Raw genomic sequence first — 16,300 nt, forward strand, 5'->3', positions numbered from 1 at the left:
CCCCATATGGCACGGACTTCTGACTCAGAACGTCCAGTTTGCCGTTTATACGTTGACACTTGAGCGCGGTCCTCTGCATCGTCACTCGATAACGACGCCCCGGCCGCCCCCGATGCCGGGTTGATCTGAGGAGGACCCGGAAATGGCTCGATCGGTTCGGCGGAAGCTCGGTGTGCTGACGTCTGTCGTGATCCTGGTGGGCGCGGCAGGCTGCGGTGGTGGCGGGTTCGAGGACGAGGGTTCGGCCGGTGCCGCCACCGGTGAGGTGCGGATGCTGGTGAACATCACCCCCAACCTGACCAAGGGGTACTGGGAGGGACTGGTCAAGCCGTTCGAGGACGCCAACCCCGGCGTCGACGTGAAGATCGAGGCACCGACCGGCTCGGGCGTGAAGGATTCGCTGCCGCAGCTGCTCGCGGCCGGAAACGCTCCGGACGTGGTCGAGACGCTGATGGCCGACAAGGTGCTCGCGCCGCAGATGCTCGAGCTGACCGACCAGGCCTGGACCAAGGACACACCGCTGGCGCAGCAGGCAGCGCTGGACGGCAAGGTCTACACCGTCGGCGTCGGCCAGCAGGCGCAGTCGCTGGTCTTCTACAACAAGGACGCGTTCACCAAGGCCGGCATCGCGTCGCCGCCCAAGGACCTCGACGAGCTGACCGCCGCGATGGGCAAGCTGAAGGCCGCGGGCTACCTGCCGCTGCAGACGGCCGGCGACTACGTGACCGGGTTGCAGCTGCTGCAGCTCAGCGACCCGTCGATCGCCACCAAGCACCCGGACTGGTACCAGCAGGTCGGCTCCAAGCAGCTCGGCGTCGGCCAGAGCATGCTCCCACTGCTGCAGCGCTACGAGTCCTGGATCAAGAGCGGGTACGTCGACAAGAACGCGCTCGGCCTCGACGACGTGAACGCGCAGACCAACTTCCTCACCGGCAAGTCCGCGATGTACATCATGGGCAGCTGGTTCGTCCGTACCGCGGAGAGCCAGAAGCCCACCTTCGACCTGGGCGTGTTCGCCGCGCCGACCGAAGCCGGCCAGCCGTACCCGGGTCCGCAGGGCGTGACGATGGCCGCGCCGTACATGGTGCTGAAGTCGACCAAGCAGCGTGACCTCTCGGTGAAGCTGGTCCAGTTCCTGGTCACCGACCAAGCCGCCGTACAGAGTCAGCTGGCGCAGGACGGCAACTTCCGGAAGGGCTTCACCGACAAGCTGACGCCGCTCGGCAAGCAGGTGCAGGACATCCTCGACCAGGCGCCGAAGGGCGTCGCGCAGGGCGAGGGATACGGCGCCAACACCCTGCCGTCGGGCTTCAACGGCGAATGGAACAAGGCGGTCCAGAGCCTCTACACCGGCAAGAGCGCCAAGGACGTGGCCACCCGCATCGACAGCTGGATGGGGTCGAAGTCGTGAGAGCGCGACTGACCACGATGAGTATGGTCGGTCCCGCCCTGGTGCTGTTCGTCGTCATGCTCGTCGTCCCGGTCTGTCTCTCGGTCTATCTGAGCCTGACCGACTGGAACGGGTACAGCGCGAACCCGGTGGTGGTCGGCGTGCGCAACTACCTCGACCTCGCGCAGAGCGAGGAGGCGCTCCGGGCGGGTTGGGTCACGCTGGTGATCGCCGCGGTCGGGACCGTCCTCCTGAGCGTGCTCGGTCTCGGCTTCGCCCTGCTGGTGAACGGCGCGTCCCGGCTCAACTCGCTCTTCCGCGTGATCCTCTTCTATCCCCACGTGCTCAGTGCCTTGGTCGTCGGGTTCCTGTGGAGCGCGGTCCTCGGTACGTCGGGTGTCGTGAACGGCTGGCTGACCACCAAGGGCGCCGAGGTGCTGCCGTTCCTGTCCAACCCGAACTGGGCGCTCGCGAGTCTCATCGGCGTACTGGTGTGGGCAGGGTTCGGCGTGAACGTCGTGCTCTACCTCGCGGGTCTGCAGACGGTGTCGAAGGATCTGCTGGAGTCCGCCCGGATCGATGGTGCGTCGGCGCGGCAGACGTTCCGCAATGTCACGCTGCCGGCGCTCGCGCCGGTGGTCACCGTGAACCTCGTGCTGTCGCTGGTGACGCTGCTGAAGACGTACGACCTGGTCGTGTCGCTGACCGGTGGTGGTCCCGCCGGTTCGACGCAGACGGCGGCGTACCTGATCCTGTGGGACTCGTTCCACAACAACGCGCTCGGGTTCGGGTCGGCGCAGAGCGTCGTGCTGATGATCGTCACCGCCGGTCTCGCTCTGACGGTCGCGCGGCTGCGATCCAGGGCCGATCAGGGAGTGCAGGGATGAGCGCCATTCGCATGCCTCGAGTGGCGACAGTCCAGTTCAGACCGATGCGCACCAAGGGTGCCGGCCGGATCGCGTTCCTGATCGTGACCAGCGTGCTGATGCTGGTGCCGATGTACCTGCTGGTGGTCAGCGCGTTCAAGTCGCAGCAGGACATCCTGGCCCACCCCTTCTCGTTGTCGCCCGACCAACTGACGACGCAGTACCTGCAGAAGGCGTGGACGAACCCGGACTTCAACATCCTCAAGGGGTACGCCGTCACCGCGCTGTTCGTGGTCTCGGTGAACGTCCTGTCCGTCGCGCTGGCCGGCCCGGTCTCGTACGTGATCGCCCGCCGCAGTGAACGCCGCTACCGCATGCTCCTGCTGCTGTTCGTGGCCGGCACGTTCATCCCGAGCCAGGTGCTGGTCATCCCGGTCGTCTACACCCTGAAGTTCCTCGGGCTGATGGGGACCATCCCGGGGTTCGTGCTGTTCGAGACGACGCTGACCCTGCCGTTCTCGATCTTCCTGTACGCCGGCTACATCATGACGATCCCGGCCAGCCTGGACGAGGCGGCCGCCGTCGACGGGGCCGGCAAGCACCGGATCTTCTGGTCGATCGTGTTCCCGCTGATGAAGCCGGCGGTCGTGACGATGGTCATCCTGAACACCTTCTCGGTGTGGAACGACTTCGTGAACCCACAGATCATCCTCGGCCCCGGCAGCGGTCTCTACACCGTCACCACCGGTGTGTACGCCGCGGTGAGCCAGTACTCGACCGACTACACGGTCGTGTTCCCGACGCTGCTGCTCGCGGTGGCTCCGTTGCTGGTGGTCTTCGTGCTGCTGCAGCGGCACGTGATCAGCGGCCTGACTGCGGGGGCGACCAAGGGATGACCGAACCGATTGTCGCCGAGACACCCATCGGCACCCCGCCCGCGTGGGCGATCATGCAGCGCCGCCTGTTCGACGTGATGGACGAGGGCTGGTGGCTGTTCCGCGAACGGTACTGCCTGCCCGACGGCAGCCTGCGCTACGCCGGACCGGTGCAGAGCCGCGACGGCGCGGACGACTTCTACGAGGCGTTCGTGAACTGGCCCGTGCTCTACCAGCTCGGCGGTGCGGACGACCTGATCGACGTGGCCAAGTGGCATTGGGAAGGCGTCACCCGCCAGCTCACCGACCTGGGCTTCCTGGTCGACGAGTTCGAGCGCGGTTACGACTGGTTCCACATCGGCGAGTCGATGATCTTCTTCTACGCCTTGTGTGCGGCCGATCCGGGCGACGAGGTGTTCCGCGAGCGGGCGTACCGGTTCGCGGAGCTCTACCTGCCCGGCTCACCGGCGGGCAACTACGACCCGGCGACGCGCACGATCCGCGCACCGCACAACGGCGGTGGTGGTCCGCGCTGGGGCATCAACGACGAGTGGCGTTCGTACGGCGCCGACCTGACGAACATGCGGATCTTCGGGCTGCCGCTGCCCGGCGTACCGGGGATCACGAGTTGGGACGACCTGAAGGATCCGGCGAACGCGGACCTGATGGGTGCGGAGATGATCCGCCGCCAAGGTGCGGGCGACAGCGCGGTCAACCTGGCCGCCACAACCCTGACGGCGAACGCGTGGCTGTACGACCACAACGACCGGTTCGCCGCGTGGACACTGGAGTACCTCGACGCCTGGCAGGAAAGGGCTGCAGCCAACGACGGACTCGTCCCGGACAACGTCGGGCCCAGCGGGATCGTCGGCGAGTTGCACGACGGCCGTTGGTACGGCGGCAACTACGGCTGGAACTGGCCGCACGGTGTCTACAGCGTCGGCTCGGCCGCCTGCATCGCGGCACTGAACGGCGCGGTGCTGACCGGTGACTCCAAACGGCTCGACATCGCCAGGCACCTGCTCGACCACCTGTACGAGCGCGGCATCACGGGCGCGGTCGACGAGACCGAGCTGAGTATCCGGGACCGCTGGCAGGCCGAGCTCGGCGACGACTGCGCCAAGCCGACCCTCCTGATCCCGAATCGGCATGGGGACGACGGCTGGTTCGACTACCAGCCGCCGCAGCTCGGGTTGCCGATCTGGTTGTGGCAGGCAGCGTTCGAGTCCTCGGACCGCGATCGGCTGCGGCAGCTCAGGGAGCGCAGCGGCTACGACTGGCGAACCGTGCGCGACTTCCGCAACAAGGAGGACGCCGGGCACGAAGCACCCTGGCTGGCCTACCTCGACGGGGACAACCCCGGCTACCCCGAGGCGATGCTGGGGGTCGCGCTGTCGCAGGTGCAGCGCCGGATGGATCTGATGGCCGTCGACACGACCGATCCGGCCGACCTGAACATCCATCACTGGCAGCGGCACAACCCGGTCGCGACCGAGGCCCTGTTGCAGTTGACCACAGGCACACCGCAACTCCTGTACAACGGTGGACTGCTGCCGCTCCGGGTTCTGTACCTCGACCCCGATCGCGGGCGTCCCGGTCTACCGGCCGACGTCGCCGCACTGGTCGACACGGTCGAGCCGGACCGGACCTGCCTGCAGTTGGTCAACCTGTCCGCGACCCAGACCCGTCGCGTGATCGTCCAGGCCGGCAGCTTCGGCACCGACCGGATCGACGAGGCCACCGTGTCCACCGCCACGGGCGAGTACCCCGGACCGTCCCCGGCGTACACCTCGCCGCCACCGACTCCGGGCACCCGCACGGTCGTTGTCGGCAGCAACAGACTCGAAGTGACGATGCCGCCGGGCCGGACCATCCGGCTCGAGCTCCGGCTGACCAGAAACACCTACCGCGCCGCACACCTGGCGCTTTCCTGAGGAGACATATGAGCAACACGGAACAAGTCCCGGTGGTACCCGTCTGGGACCTGCCGGTGCGCGGCGACACCCCGCCGCCATCGGATCCCGGACTGGTGTCCCGGCTGGCCGAGATCGGGTCGGCGACCGCCTGTGCCCGGTTGCACGGCCAGGGCATCCGCCGGACCTTCGTCGACGGACCGACCAGCATGTTCCCCGGCAAGAAAGTGGTCGGCCGGGCACTGACGCTGCAGTTCATGCCGCAGCGGGAGGACATCGCCGACGGCCAGACCCAGGAATACATCGAGCGCAGTACGGCGCTGTGGGCCGTGCTCGACGAGGTACAGCCCGGCGACGTGCTGGTGGTCCAGGCCTACGGCAGCCACACCACCGGCTGCTTCGGCGACATGCTGGTCCGCTACTTCAAGCTCCGCGGCGGCGCCGGCATCGTGATCGACGGCCGGATCCGCGACGTTCCCCGGGTGTCGCAGCTCGACGTACCGATCTGGTCCACCGGAGCCACCCCGCACTACGCGTCCCAGGCCGAACTGTTCCCGTGGGCATACAACGTCCCGGTCGCGGTCGGCGGCGTCCTCACACTGCCCGGTGACCTGGTGCTCGCCGACGACGACGGCGCGGTCGTCGTCCCGCGGCGGCGCGCGGAGGCCGTCGTCGAGGCGGCCGCCGAGCACGACGCGTGGGAGAAGTTCAGCCGGGCCCGGATCGACGAGGGCGCCCCGCTGCGCGACTACTACCCCCTGACCGAGAAGACCCGCCTCGAGTACGAGCGCTGGCGAAGCCAGAACGGCAACGCCGGCGACTGACCCTCCGAGAGAGGACCCCGCCTAACATGTCCAAGAGAACCAGGCGTACGGCGCTCAGCGTCGGCGCCGGGGTGGTCGCGGCTGCCCTGGTGGCTGTCGCGGCCGTCCAACTCAACGCTCAGCCTGCCGGTGCGGCCAGGTGCGACAGCTTCTATGTCGCACCCAACGGTGACGACGCCGCCAAGGGCACCGAGAAGAACCCGTGGAAGACGATCACCCGGGCTCGCGACGAGATCCGGAACAACCACCTCAACGACCGGATGAACTGTGACATCACCGTCAACCTGAAGGCCGGCGAGTACCCGGTCACGTCCACGATCGGCTTCGACCAGCGCGACTCCGGCAAGAACGGGCACCGGGTGATCTACCGCAGTGCCGACGGTCCGGGCAAGGCGACGCTGCAAGGTGCCGAGGAGATCACCGGCTGGGAGGCGTACAAGGACGGCATCTACAAGGCCAAGGTGGACGCGTCCAAGCCGTTCTACACGCTGTTCGAGGACGGCAAACGTGCGACCAACGCGCGCTACCCGAACCGGCAGGCCGATGACGAGTGGGCGCCGTACATGACGTCGATCCTCTACGAAGAGGACAAGATGGACGTCCACAACTGGCTCTGGGGCAAGCCGGGCGACTGGGACCCGACCTGGGACATGAGCCAGGCGTCGGTCACGATCTGGTCGGGCGGCTCGTGGTCGTGGTTCACCGACACGATCCCGCTGCTCGACACCAACTTCAAGAAAACCCAGACCACGCTGAAGTACTGGACCCGCTACGCGATGGTGAACAGCCGCGGCGGCTCCCGGTACTTCTTCCAGAACTCGCTGAGCTTCCTGGACCAGCCGGGGGAGTACTACCTCGACGCCAAGGCCGGTGAGGTCTACTACAAGCCGCGCGGCGGCACGATGGACGGCATCAAGGTGCTCCGCCCGACCGTGAAGACGGTGCTGAACCTCGCGGGTTCGTCGCCGCAGGACCGGCTGCACGACGTGAGCTTCGACGGGCTCGGGGTCCAGTACTCCGACTTCGTCAGCTGGTACCGCAACGGCTGGGTGGCCGGCGGCGACGCGGGTGTCGAGCACAAGTACCCGGAGTACGACCGGCAGATCGAGATGCCGCGGAACCGGTTCGGCGCGATCACGCTGACCAACACGAGCAACATCGACCTGTCCCGGCTGCATCTGTCCGACACCGGCTTCACGGGCGTCTACCTGTTGTTCGCCAACGACCACACCAAGATCACCGACAGCCTGCTGGAGAACATCGGTGCCGACGGCATCAAGGTCGAGGGCGGCTGGCCGGGTGAAGGTGACCTGAGCAACCACCACACGATCTCCAACACGTTCATCGACCACATCGGCGAGCTGGTCCCGGGCGACGCGGCCGGGATCGAGTTGATGGACACCGGCAACAACACCATCTCGAACATCGAGGTGAAGCACAGCGCCCGCTACGGCATCAGCCTGGAGTCGCGGCCTGAGGTCACCGACGGCGACCAGTACGCCTCCGGCAACAGCTTCAAGTACATCCGGCTGGAGGAGACCGGCCTGGACAGCGGCGACATGGGCTCGTTCTACACCTACGGCGTGGACAACCAGGAACCGCATCCGGTCACGAACACCGTCGACCAGTTGGTGGTCGGCGACGTGATCCCGGACCCGTCGATGCCGGACGCGGGTGGTACTCGCGGCGTACACATGGACGCCGGTGGTTGCGGGTTCGCGTTCAGCAACGTCCAGGTCGGGAAGGTGACCGACCAGAAGTACCAGTCCTACCAGTGCAACGAGGTGACCAACGCCGACTGGGTCGACGGGTTCGACGCCACGAAGATGGAGTACGACAAGATCGGCGTCCTGCCCACCTTCCCGTACGACGTGTCGGGGCGGTGAGCTGAGATGCGTGGATTCATCGGTGGAGTGATCGCCGGGCTCGCCCTCCCGGCGCTCGTCCTCGGCGGCGGGGTGGCGGCGCGAGCCGCCGCCCCGGCGGCCGGGCAGGAAAAGTGCGACGCGTTCTGGGTTTCGCCGACCGGCGACGACGCGGCTCCGGGAACCGAACGCAAGCCATGGCGGACGATCGAGCATGCTCGCGACACCATCCGGGCCCGCGGGCTGAACCAGCGGATGTCCTGTGACCTGGTGGTCAACCTGAAGTCCGGCACCTACCAGGTGGCCAGGACGATCGGCTTCGACGACCGTGACTCCGGCTCGAACGGGCACAAGGTCGTGTACCGGAGCGTGGACGGTCCGGGGAAGGCGGAGCTCGAGGCGGCGCAGGAGGTCACCGGCTGGACGCCGTACAAGGACGGAATCTTCAAGGCCAAGGTCGACATCGACCAGCCGTTCTACACGCTGTACGTCGACGGCGAACGCGCCACCACGGCCCGGTACCCGAACCGGCAGTCCGACGACGAATGGGCGCCGTACCTGAAGTCCGTCCTGATCGAGCCGGAGAAGGAGGCCCTGCGTGACCAGGTCGGCTACACCGAGGGCGACTGGAACGAGACCTGGAACCTGAACAGCTACACCGACTGGCCGGCCCAGCTGATGATCTGGTCGGGCGGGTCGTGGAGCTGGTTCACCGACACGGTGCCGATCAAGAACGCGGACTGGAAGGACAACAAGGTCATCCTGGACTACTGGACCCGGTACGCGATGATGAACTCCCGGTCCGGTTCCCGGTACTTCGTCCAGAACTCCCTCGACCTCCTCGACGCCGAGGACGAGTACTACCTGGACTGGGCGACCAAGGAGCTGTACTACAAGCCTCGCGGCGGCACGATGGACGGCAAGCGGGTGCTCCGCCCGACGCAGACCCAGGTGCTCTCGCTGGCCGGGGTCTCGCCTACGCGCCGGCTGCACGACATCGCGTTCGACGGACTCGGGGTCGCGGGCACCGACTTCATGCAGTGGTACCGCTCCGGCTGGATCAGCGCCGGTGACTCCGGCCAGAAGCACAAGTACCCGGAGTACGACCGCCAGATCGAGATGACCCGCAACCGGTACGGCGCGGTCACCCTGACCAACACCCGCAACGTCGACCTCACCGGGCTGCACGTGCACGACACCGGCTACCACGGTGTCTACCTGTTGACGGCCAACGATCACGTGAGGATCGCCGACAGCCTGCTGGAGAACATCGGTGGCGACGGCGTCAAGGTCGAAGGCCCGTACCCGGGCGAGGGTGACGTCGCGAACCACAACACGTTCACCAACCTCTACATCGACCACGTCGGCGAGCTGGTGCCGGGCGACGCGGCCGGGATCGAACTGATGGGCACCGGCAACAACGAGATCTCGCACGTTGTCGTGAAGCACAGTGCCCGCTACGGCATCAGCCTGGAGTCGCGTCCGGAGGTGACCGACGGCGAGCAGTACGCGTCCGGCAACAACTTCTCCTACATCCGGCTGGAGGAGACCGGCCTGGACAGCGGTGACATGGGCGCGTTCTACACCTACGGCGTCGACAACCAGGAGCCGCATCCTGTGCAGAACACCGTCAAGCAGATGGTCGTCACCGACGTGATCCCGGATGCGTCGATGCCGGACAGCGGAACCCGGGGCGTGCACATGGACGCCGGTGGTTGTGGCTTCAGCTTCAGCGACATCGAGGTCGGCCAGGTGACCGACGACAAGTACCAGTCGTACCAGTGCAACCAGGTCGCCAACGCGAACTGGGCGGAGGGTTTCGACGCCTCGAAGATGGAGTACGACAAGATCGGCGTCCTCCCCGGCTTCCCGTACGACGTGACGGGGCGGTGAGCGGAATGCGACTGGTTGGCGGTTTGGTGATCGGTGTTGCGCTTGCTGTCGTCGGCGCGGGTTCGGCGCTTGGTGCGGGCCCGAAGGACGCTGCCAAGTGTGAGTCGTTCTGGGTGTCGCCGACCGGGAACGATGCCGGTCCGGGGACGCAGCGGAAGCCCTGGAAGACGGTCGAGCATGCTCGCGACACGCTGCGGTTCACGAAGCCCGCGTGTGCGCCGGTCGTGAACCTGAAGGCCGGGACCTATCAGGTCGACAAGACGATCAGCTTCGACGATCGCGACTCCGGCGTGACGTACCGGAGTGTGGACGGGCCGGGGAAGGCGGTGTTCGAGGCGGCGCGGGAGGTCACCGGGTGGACGCCGTACCAGGACGGGATCTTCAAGGCGCCGGTCGACATCGACCAGCCGTTCTACAGCCTGTACGTCGACGGGAAGCGTGCGACCACAGCGCGGTACCCGAACCGGCAGTCCGACGACGAGTGGGCGCCGTACCTGCGGTCGATCCTGTTCGACTCGACCAAGGAAGCGGTTCGGGACCAGCTCGGGTTCAACACCGGTGACATCGACCCGTCCTGGGACCTGCGGCTCGGAACGTCGTGGCCCGCGCAGGTGACGGTGTGGTCGGGCGGGTCGTGGTCGTGGTTCACCGACACGATCCCGATGCTCGACATCAACTTCACCAAGAAGCGGACGACGCTGGTCTACCCGGCGCGCTACGGCTTCATCAACTCCGGCGGCGGCTCGCGGTACTTCGTGCAGAACTCGTTGAGCCTGCTCGACCAGGCCGGCGAGTACTACCTCGACTACCCCGCGAAGACGCTGTACTACAAGCCGGCCGGCGGCACGATGGACGGCGTCCACGTGATGCGCCCGACGCAGACGCAGGTGTTCTCGATCGCCGGCGCGTCCGCGAACCGGCGGGTGGAGAACCTGACCCTCGACGGGCTGACGATCCAGCACACCGACTTCATGGACTGGTACCGGTACGGCTGGAACCAGACCGGTGACTCGGGGTTCAAGCACAAGTACCCGAAGTACGACACCCAGATCGAGTTGCCGCGGAACCGGTGGGGCGCGATCACGCTCACCAACACCCGGGGCGTCAAGCTGACCCGGATGCACCTGCAGCAGACCGGGTTCACCGCGATCGAACTGCTCTTCGCGAACGAGAAGACCACGGTGTCGGACAGTCTGCTCGAGCACCTCGGCAACGACGGCATCAAGGTCGAGGGCGGGTGGCCGGGTGAGGGCGATGTTGCCCACGGCAACACGTTCACCAACAACTACATCCATCACGTCGGCGAACTGGTCCCGGGCGACTCCGCCGGCGTCGAGATCATGAACAGCGGCGGCAACGAGATCAGTCACACCGTCGTCGAGCACGGCGCCCGGTACGGCATCAGCATCGAGTCCCGGCCGGAGATCCCGAACGCGGACAACTACGCCGGTGGCAACACAGTCCACCACGTGCGCCTGTCGCACCTGGCGCAGGACAGCGGTGACACCGGTCCGTTCTACGCGTACGGCGTTCGCAACCAGCCGCCGTACACCCCGGACGCGGCCGTGTCCCAGCTGATCATCGACGACGCGAACGCGGATCCGTCGATGCCGGACAGCAAGCCGTACGGCGTGCACATGGACTTCGGCGGCTGTGCCTTCGCGTTCTCCGACATCAAGGTGACCAACACCGAGAGCGACCCGTACCACGGGCCGTCGGCGGGACCGTGCGACACGTTCGCCAACGTCAGCTGGGAGCCCGGGTTCGACGACTCCCGGATGCAGTACGACCAGATCGGCGTACTGCCGTCCTTCCCTTACGAGAAGCCCTGAGGTTCGCGGATTACTTATGGACAAGGAACGGTATGTGGGCAAGGTCGCGCTGATCACCGGAGGTGCCTCCGGGATCGGCGCGGCCACGGCCCGCCGGATCGCCGCCGAGGGCGGCACCGTGATCGTGTGTGACCGAGACGGCGACTCCGCTGCTGCATTGGGTGCCGAGCTTGGCGGTCGTGGGTACGAGCTGGATGTCACAGACCTCGCCGGCACAGTCGACCTGGTCGCTGCGCTGGACGCCGTCCATGTCCTGGTCAGTGCGGCCGGCGTCGACGTGTGCGACACCGTGCCGAACACCTCGCCCGACGAGTGGCAGACGATCCTCGATGTCGATCTGACCGGCGTCTACAACTCCTGCCGCGCCGTACTGCCTCGGTTCGTCGAGCAGGGCGGCGGGGCGATCGTGACGATCTCCTCGGCGATCGGCACGGTGGGGGAGCGCAACCGGTCGGCGTACTGCGCGGCGAAGGCGGCGTGGAGAACCTGACCCGCGCGATGGCGCTCGATCACGGCCGGGCCGGCGTCCGCGCGAACTGCGTCGCGCCCGGGCTGATCGACACGCCGCTGATCCGCAACGGCAAGGTCGGCGGCGCGGACGATCCGGGCGCGATGCAGGCGATGGTCGACCGGCATCACGCGCTCGGCCGGATCGGACAGCCGTCGGAGGTCGCGGCCGCGATCGCGTTCCTCGCCAGCGACGATGCGTCGTTCATCACCGGGGCCGTCCTGCCGGTGGACGCGGGATGGACCGCCCAATGAGCATTCTCGACGGCTACCGCGTCCTCGACGTATCGGTGGCGATGGCCGGGCCGCTGGCCGCGATGCGGCTCGGCGACCTGGGTGCGGACGTGGTGAAGGTCGAGCCGGTGACCGGCGAATGGCAACGGCACACAGCGGCCGGTGGCGCCACCGGGAACGAGGTGAACGCGTCGTTCCTGTCGCTCAACCGGAACAAACGCAGCCTCGCAGTCGACCTGAAGTCCGCCGATGGTCGCGACTTGGTCCATGAGCTCGTGAAGTCGGCCGACGTGTTCCTGCAGAACTACCGGCCCGGCGTCGCCGCGCGGCTCGGCCTGGACTACGACACCTTGCGCGCACTGAAGCCCGACCTGATCTACGTGTCGATCTCGGGGTACGGCGAGACCGGTCCGTACGCCGACTGGCCGGGGCAGGACCTGCTGGTCCAGGCGATGAGCGGTGCGTTGTTCAGTGCCGGTCGTCCGGACGAGCCGCCGGTCGCCGCGCCGTACTTCCTTGCCGACGCGGTCACGGCGTACAGCGCCTTCGAAGGGGTGCTGGCCGCGTTGCTGCATCGCGAACGCACCGGCGAGGGGCAGCTCGTGCAGGTCAACATGCTGGACGCGGTGATCGCGCTGCAGATGCAGGAGTTGTCGGTGCACACGGTCGGCGGCGTTCCACAGACGAGGTCCGAGGAGGTGCACGCGCACAGCTACATCCGTGCGCCGTACGGCATCTTCACGACCGCCGACGGCTATCTCTCGCTGGCGTTCGCGAACCTGCCGGTGCTGGCCGAGGTGCTGGACGCGCCGCAGCTGGCTGGGCTGGATGCGGAACGGGACGGCTTCTCCCGGCGCGACGAGATCGCCGCGGCCGTGTCGAACGCGTTGCGGCGGGAGTCGACCGACCACTGGTTGCACAAGCTGCGCGAGCGCGGTGTCTGGTGTGGGCCGGTGCTGTCGTACGCCGACGTACGCACGGATCCGCAGGTGCTGCACAACGGGTCATTCGTCACGTACGAGCACCCGACCGAGGGTGCGGTGACGACGCCAGGGTTCCCGTATCGCTTCAGCCGGACGCCTGCCGAGGTACGGCGTCCCGCACCGCTCGTCGGCGAGCACACCGATGAGCTGCTCGCCGAGCTGGGGTTGTCATCGGAGCAGCGGCAGGCGTTGCTCCAGCAAGGCGCGGTGGTTTCGCCGTGACCGTGCAACTGCGCGGGCTGACGTGGGATCACCCCCGTGGCTACCGGCCGTTGGAGGCTTTCGAAGAGTCCGGCGTACGGGTGGTGTGGGATCGGCAGCCGTTGTCCGGGTTCGAGTCCACGCCGTTGGCGGAGCTGGCCGAGACGTACGACCTGCTCGTGGTCGATCATCCCGGGCTCGGGGCGGCCGTCGAGGCGGGCGCGATCCTGCCGGTGGAGGACGTGTTCGCGGCGCGGGATCTCAAGGTGTGGCGGTCGCGGGCGGTCGAGCCGACGTGGGACAGCTATCGGTTGCACGGGTACGGATGGGCGCTGCCGATCGATGCGGCGACGCAGACGTGTCTGTATCGGCCGGACCGGCTGACTACGCCGCCGGCAACCTGGTCCGACGTACTGGAGACGCCGGGCGTCGTACTGTGTGTCGCTGGGCCACATGCCGGGTTGATGTTGCTCGGACTCGCCGGTGACCGGACCGGGGCTCGGTTGCTCGAGCGGGATCGAGCGGTCGAGGCGATCCGGGTACTGCGCGCCGTGTGGCAGCGGAGTGACCGGAGTGTGGCGGAGCTCGATCCGATCGGGATCCACGAGCTGCTTGCTGAGAGCAACGAGCTGTTGTGCTGTCCGCTGGTGTACAGCTATGCGTACTACGGTGCGGTGGGGGAGGACCGGCAGCCGCTGGCCTGGTCGGAAGCGCCGCGATTGCGGCCGGCGGACCGATTGGCCAACAGCACGCTGGGCGGGACTGGACTGGCAGTGACTCCGCGGGGGTACCGACAGGTCCTGGCGGTGACGAAGTACGTGCGCGGGTTGCTGGACGTCAGCACTCAGTTGGATGTCGTGTCGACAGTCGGCGGGCAGTCGGCGACCGCGGCCGTGTGGGCGTCCGACGTGGTGGACAAAGCGTGGAACGGGCATTACTCGGCCACGCTCGGCACGCTCACGACGTCGTACATCCGGCCGCGGTTCGACGGGTGGATCGCGTTCCAGGACGAACTGTCGGAGCGGGTGCGGGAGCTGCTGGACGACGCCAGTGATCCGGGGGCCGCGGTCGACCGGATCGAGGACGACTACCGGAGCGTGAGTCATGGATGACGGCCGGATCGCCTTCGAGCAGGACGGGTACGTCGGGCTGCTCACGCTCGACCGGCCGGCCAAGCTGAACGCGGCGACCCGCTCGATGAGCGCGGAACTGCTCGAGCTGATCCCGAAGATCGACGAGGACCCTTCGATTCGGGCAGTCGTCGTGACCGGTGCGGGCGACCGCGCCTTCTCCGTCGGCAGCGACATCGGCGAACTCGACCGGTACGACGGGCCCTGGCACTTCCGCAACCGCCGCGACTACTGCGACGCCTTACGCGCCCTGCGTACGCCGGTGATCGCGGCGATCAACGGCTATGCGTACGGCGGTGGGCTCGAGCTGGCGCTGTCGTGCGACATCCGGCTGGCCTCGTCGTCGGCGAGTTTCGCCGCGGCCGAGATCAAGCTCGGGTGGATCGGTGGTGGCGGCGTGACCGCGCTGCTCGCGGCGTCGGTGCCGGCCAGTGACGCGGCGATGATGCTCCTCACCGGTGACCCCATCGACGCCGCGGAGGCGCTGCGGATCGGGCTGGTCAGCCAGGTGCTGCCGCCTTCCGAGGTGTTGCCTGCTGCAACCGAGTTGGCGCACCGGATCGCTGTCCGGCCACCGATCGCCGCGCAGGCGGCCAAGGCGAACCTGCGCGCCGCGTGGTCGATGGGACTCGAACAGGCCATCCAGTACGAGCGGGAGCTGCAGGCCGTTGCTCTCGGCACCCGCGACGCGGCCGAAGGCCGGGCGGCCTTCGCGGAGCGTCGTACCGGCGACTTCGAAGGACGGTGAGCTGTGGCCGTTGAGATCGCACCGGGAATCCACCGGTTGGCGACGGACTACCCGCATGTGTGCGGGCTGCCGTTGTGGCTGCACGTGATCGACGCGGGCTCGGAGCTCGTGCTGCTCGACGCGGGGATCGCCTCCACCCCGGAGTCCGCGACGGCACCCGAGTTGGCCGGACTGGGGCTTCGGCTGACCGACCTGACCCTTGTCGTCAACAGTCATGCGCATCCGGATCACATGGGCGGGAACGCCGTACTGAAGAGGGCGAGTGGTGCGCGGGTGGCCGCTCCAGCGGCGGAGGTGGGCTGGCTCGAGGACAACGAGCTGTTGCTGACCGAGCTGTGGGGCTCGGATCCTGCCGCCATGGACTTGTCGCCGGCCGAACGCTCGGAGCTGCTCGAGATGCTCGACGAGCGCGTTCGGGTCGACGTACTGCTCCGCGACGGCGATTACCTTCCGCTCGATCGCTCACTCCGCGTCATGACGACGAGCGGCCACAGTCCTGGCCATATCGCCGTACTCGACGAGTCGTCCGGAACCCTGTTCTCCTTCGACGATGTGCAAGGGCGCGGTCAGCCTTACCTGGGCAGCTCCACCTGGCTGGCTCCGCTCTACACCGACGTCGACCGGTACGTCGGCGGACTGAACCGCCTGCTGGAGTTGGACTTCGACGCCCTCGTTCCGTCGCACGGCGACGTGCTGGAGTCGGACGCCGGTCGCCAACGCATCACCGAGAGCCTGGAGTGGGTGGCTGAGGTCGAAGCGCTCACGGTGAAACTCCTGCGTGCGAAGGGTTCGCTCACCGTCCGTGAACTGGCCACAGCCATCGGCACCGACCTAGGCAGCTACGGAGGCATCAACCTCCAGACGGTCCGGATGGCACGCGCACACCTGGAACACCTGGCCCGGCAGGGCGACGTCGAACCCCGCTGGCACCAGCGTCCCTGAACGCCGCTCACTTTCCAGCCGCTGACGCGCTGCCGATTCGTAGCGGGCCGACCCGATTCGCGGATGACTCTCCGACTGGAGCTGCGCCACTCCCCAA

12 protein-coding genes and 1 pseudogene are annotated in these 16,300 nt (G+C 67.4%); all 13 read left to right on the plus strand.

Annotation, left to right across the window (positions count from 1 at the left end):
- Positions 1–142: 142 nt before the first annotated feature.
- Positions 143–1,411, plus strand: coding sequence for an ABC transporter substrate-binding protein (locus ACGFH6_RS40395; protein ID WP_393395676.1), 1,269 nt, complete (start codon positions 143–145; stop codon positions 1,409–1,411).
- Positions 1,408–2,277 carry a carbohydrate ABC transporter permease gene (locus tag ACGFH6_RS40400; RefSeq protein WP_393395679.1) on the plus strand — a complete coding sequence of 290 codons (870 nt, stop codon included), beginning with the start codon at positions 1,408–1,410 and terminating at the stop codon, positions 2,275–2,277. Before ACGFH6_RS40395 ends, ACGFH6_RS40400 begins: the two co-directional genes overlap by 4 nt.
- The gene (locus ACGFH6_RS40405) at positions 2,274–3,152 is read left to right on the plus strand and encodes a carbohydrate ABC transporter permease (RefSeq protein ID WP_393395682.1); all 879 of its coding nucleotides are present in this window, start codon (positions 2,274–2,276) and stop codon (positions 3,150–3,152) included. Before ACGFH6_RS40400 ends, ACGFH6_RS40405 begins: the two co-directional genes overlap by 4 nt.
- On the plus strand, positions 3,149–5,065 hold the full coding sequence (locus tag ACGFH6_RS40410) for a hypothetical protein (RefSeq protein ID WP_393395686.1): 1,917 nt from the start codon (positions 3,149–3,151) through the stop codon (positions 5,063–5,065). The genes ACGFH6_RS40405 and ACGFH6_RS40410 overlap by 4 nt, the downstream gene beginning before the upstream one ends.
- Positions 5,066–5,073: 8 nt before the next feature.
- A complete protein-coding gene (locus ACGFH6_RS40415; protein WP_393395689.1) occupies positions 5,074–5,868 on the plus strand; it encodes a hypothetical protein in 795 nt (264 codons plus the stop codon).
- Positions 5,869–5,894: 26 nt separating this feature from the next.
- Positions 5,895–7,754, plus strand: coding sequence for a right-handed parallel beta-helix repeat-containing protein (locus ACGFH6_RS40420; protein WP_393395692.1), 1,860 nt, complete (start codon positions 5,895–5,897; stop codon positions 7,752–7,754).
- Positions 7,755–7,760: 6 nt separating this feature from the next.
- Complete coding sequence (locus ACGFH6_RS40425; RefSeq protein WP_393395695.1) at positions 7,761–9,626, plus strand: right-handed parallel beta-helix repeat-containing protein; 1,866 nt, start codon at positions 7,761–7,763, stop codon at positions 9,624–9,626.
- A gap of 5 nt (positions 9,627–9,631) precedes the next feature.
- Positions 9,632–11,458: a right-handed parallel beta-helix repeat-containing protein gene (locus ACGFH6_RS40430; protein ID WP_393395698.1), complete on the plus strand. Its 1,827-nt coding sequence runs from the start codon at positions 9,632–9,634 to the stop codon at positions 11,456–11,458.
- A 16-nt stretch (positions 11,459–11,474) separates the two neighbouring features.
- Positions 11,475–12,220 (plus strand): annotated as a pseudogene (locus ACGFH6_RS40435) (SDR family NAD(P)-dependent oxidoreductase).
- Positions 12,217–13,404: a CaiB/BaiF CoA transferase family protein gene (locus tag ACGFH6_RS40440; RefSeq protein WP_393395701.1), complete on the plus strand. Its 1,188-nt coding sequence runs from the start codon at positions 12,217–12,219 to the stop codon at positions 13,402–13,404. The pseudogene ACGFH6_RS40435 and the gene ACGFH6_RS40440 overlap by 4 nt, the downstream one beginning before the upstream one ends.
- Complete coding sequence (locus ACGFH6_RS40445) at positions 13,401–14,495, plus strand: hypothetical protein (protein WP_393395704.1); 1,095 nt, start codon at positions 13,401–13,403, stop codon at positions 14,493–14,495. Before ACGFH6_RS40440 ends, ACGFH6_RS40445 begins: the two co-directional genes overlap by 4 nt.
- Positions 14,488–15,261, plus strand: a complete 774-nt coding sequence (locus ACGFH6_RS40450; RefSeq protein ID WP_393395707.1) for an enoyl-CoA hydratase/isomerase family protein — start codon at positions 14,488–14,490, stop codon at positions 15,259–15,261. The genes ACGFH6_RS40445 and ACGFH6_RS40450 overlap by 8 nt, the downstream gene beginning before the upstream one ends.
- Before the next feature lie 3 nt (positions 15,262–15,264).
- Complete coding sequence (locus tag ACGFH6_RS40455) at positions 15,265–16,203, plus strand: MBL fold metallo-hydrolase (protein WP_393395710.1); 939 nt, start codon at positions 15,265–15,267, stop codon at positions 16,201–16,203.
- Positions 16,204–16,300: the final 97 nt, after the last annotated feature.

It is taken from the genome of Kribbella sp. NPDC049227, assembly GCF_043197265.1.
Taxonomy (GTDB): domain Bacteria; phylum Actinomycetota; class Actinomycetes; order Propionibacteriales; family Kribbellaceae; genus Kribbella.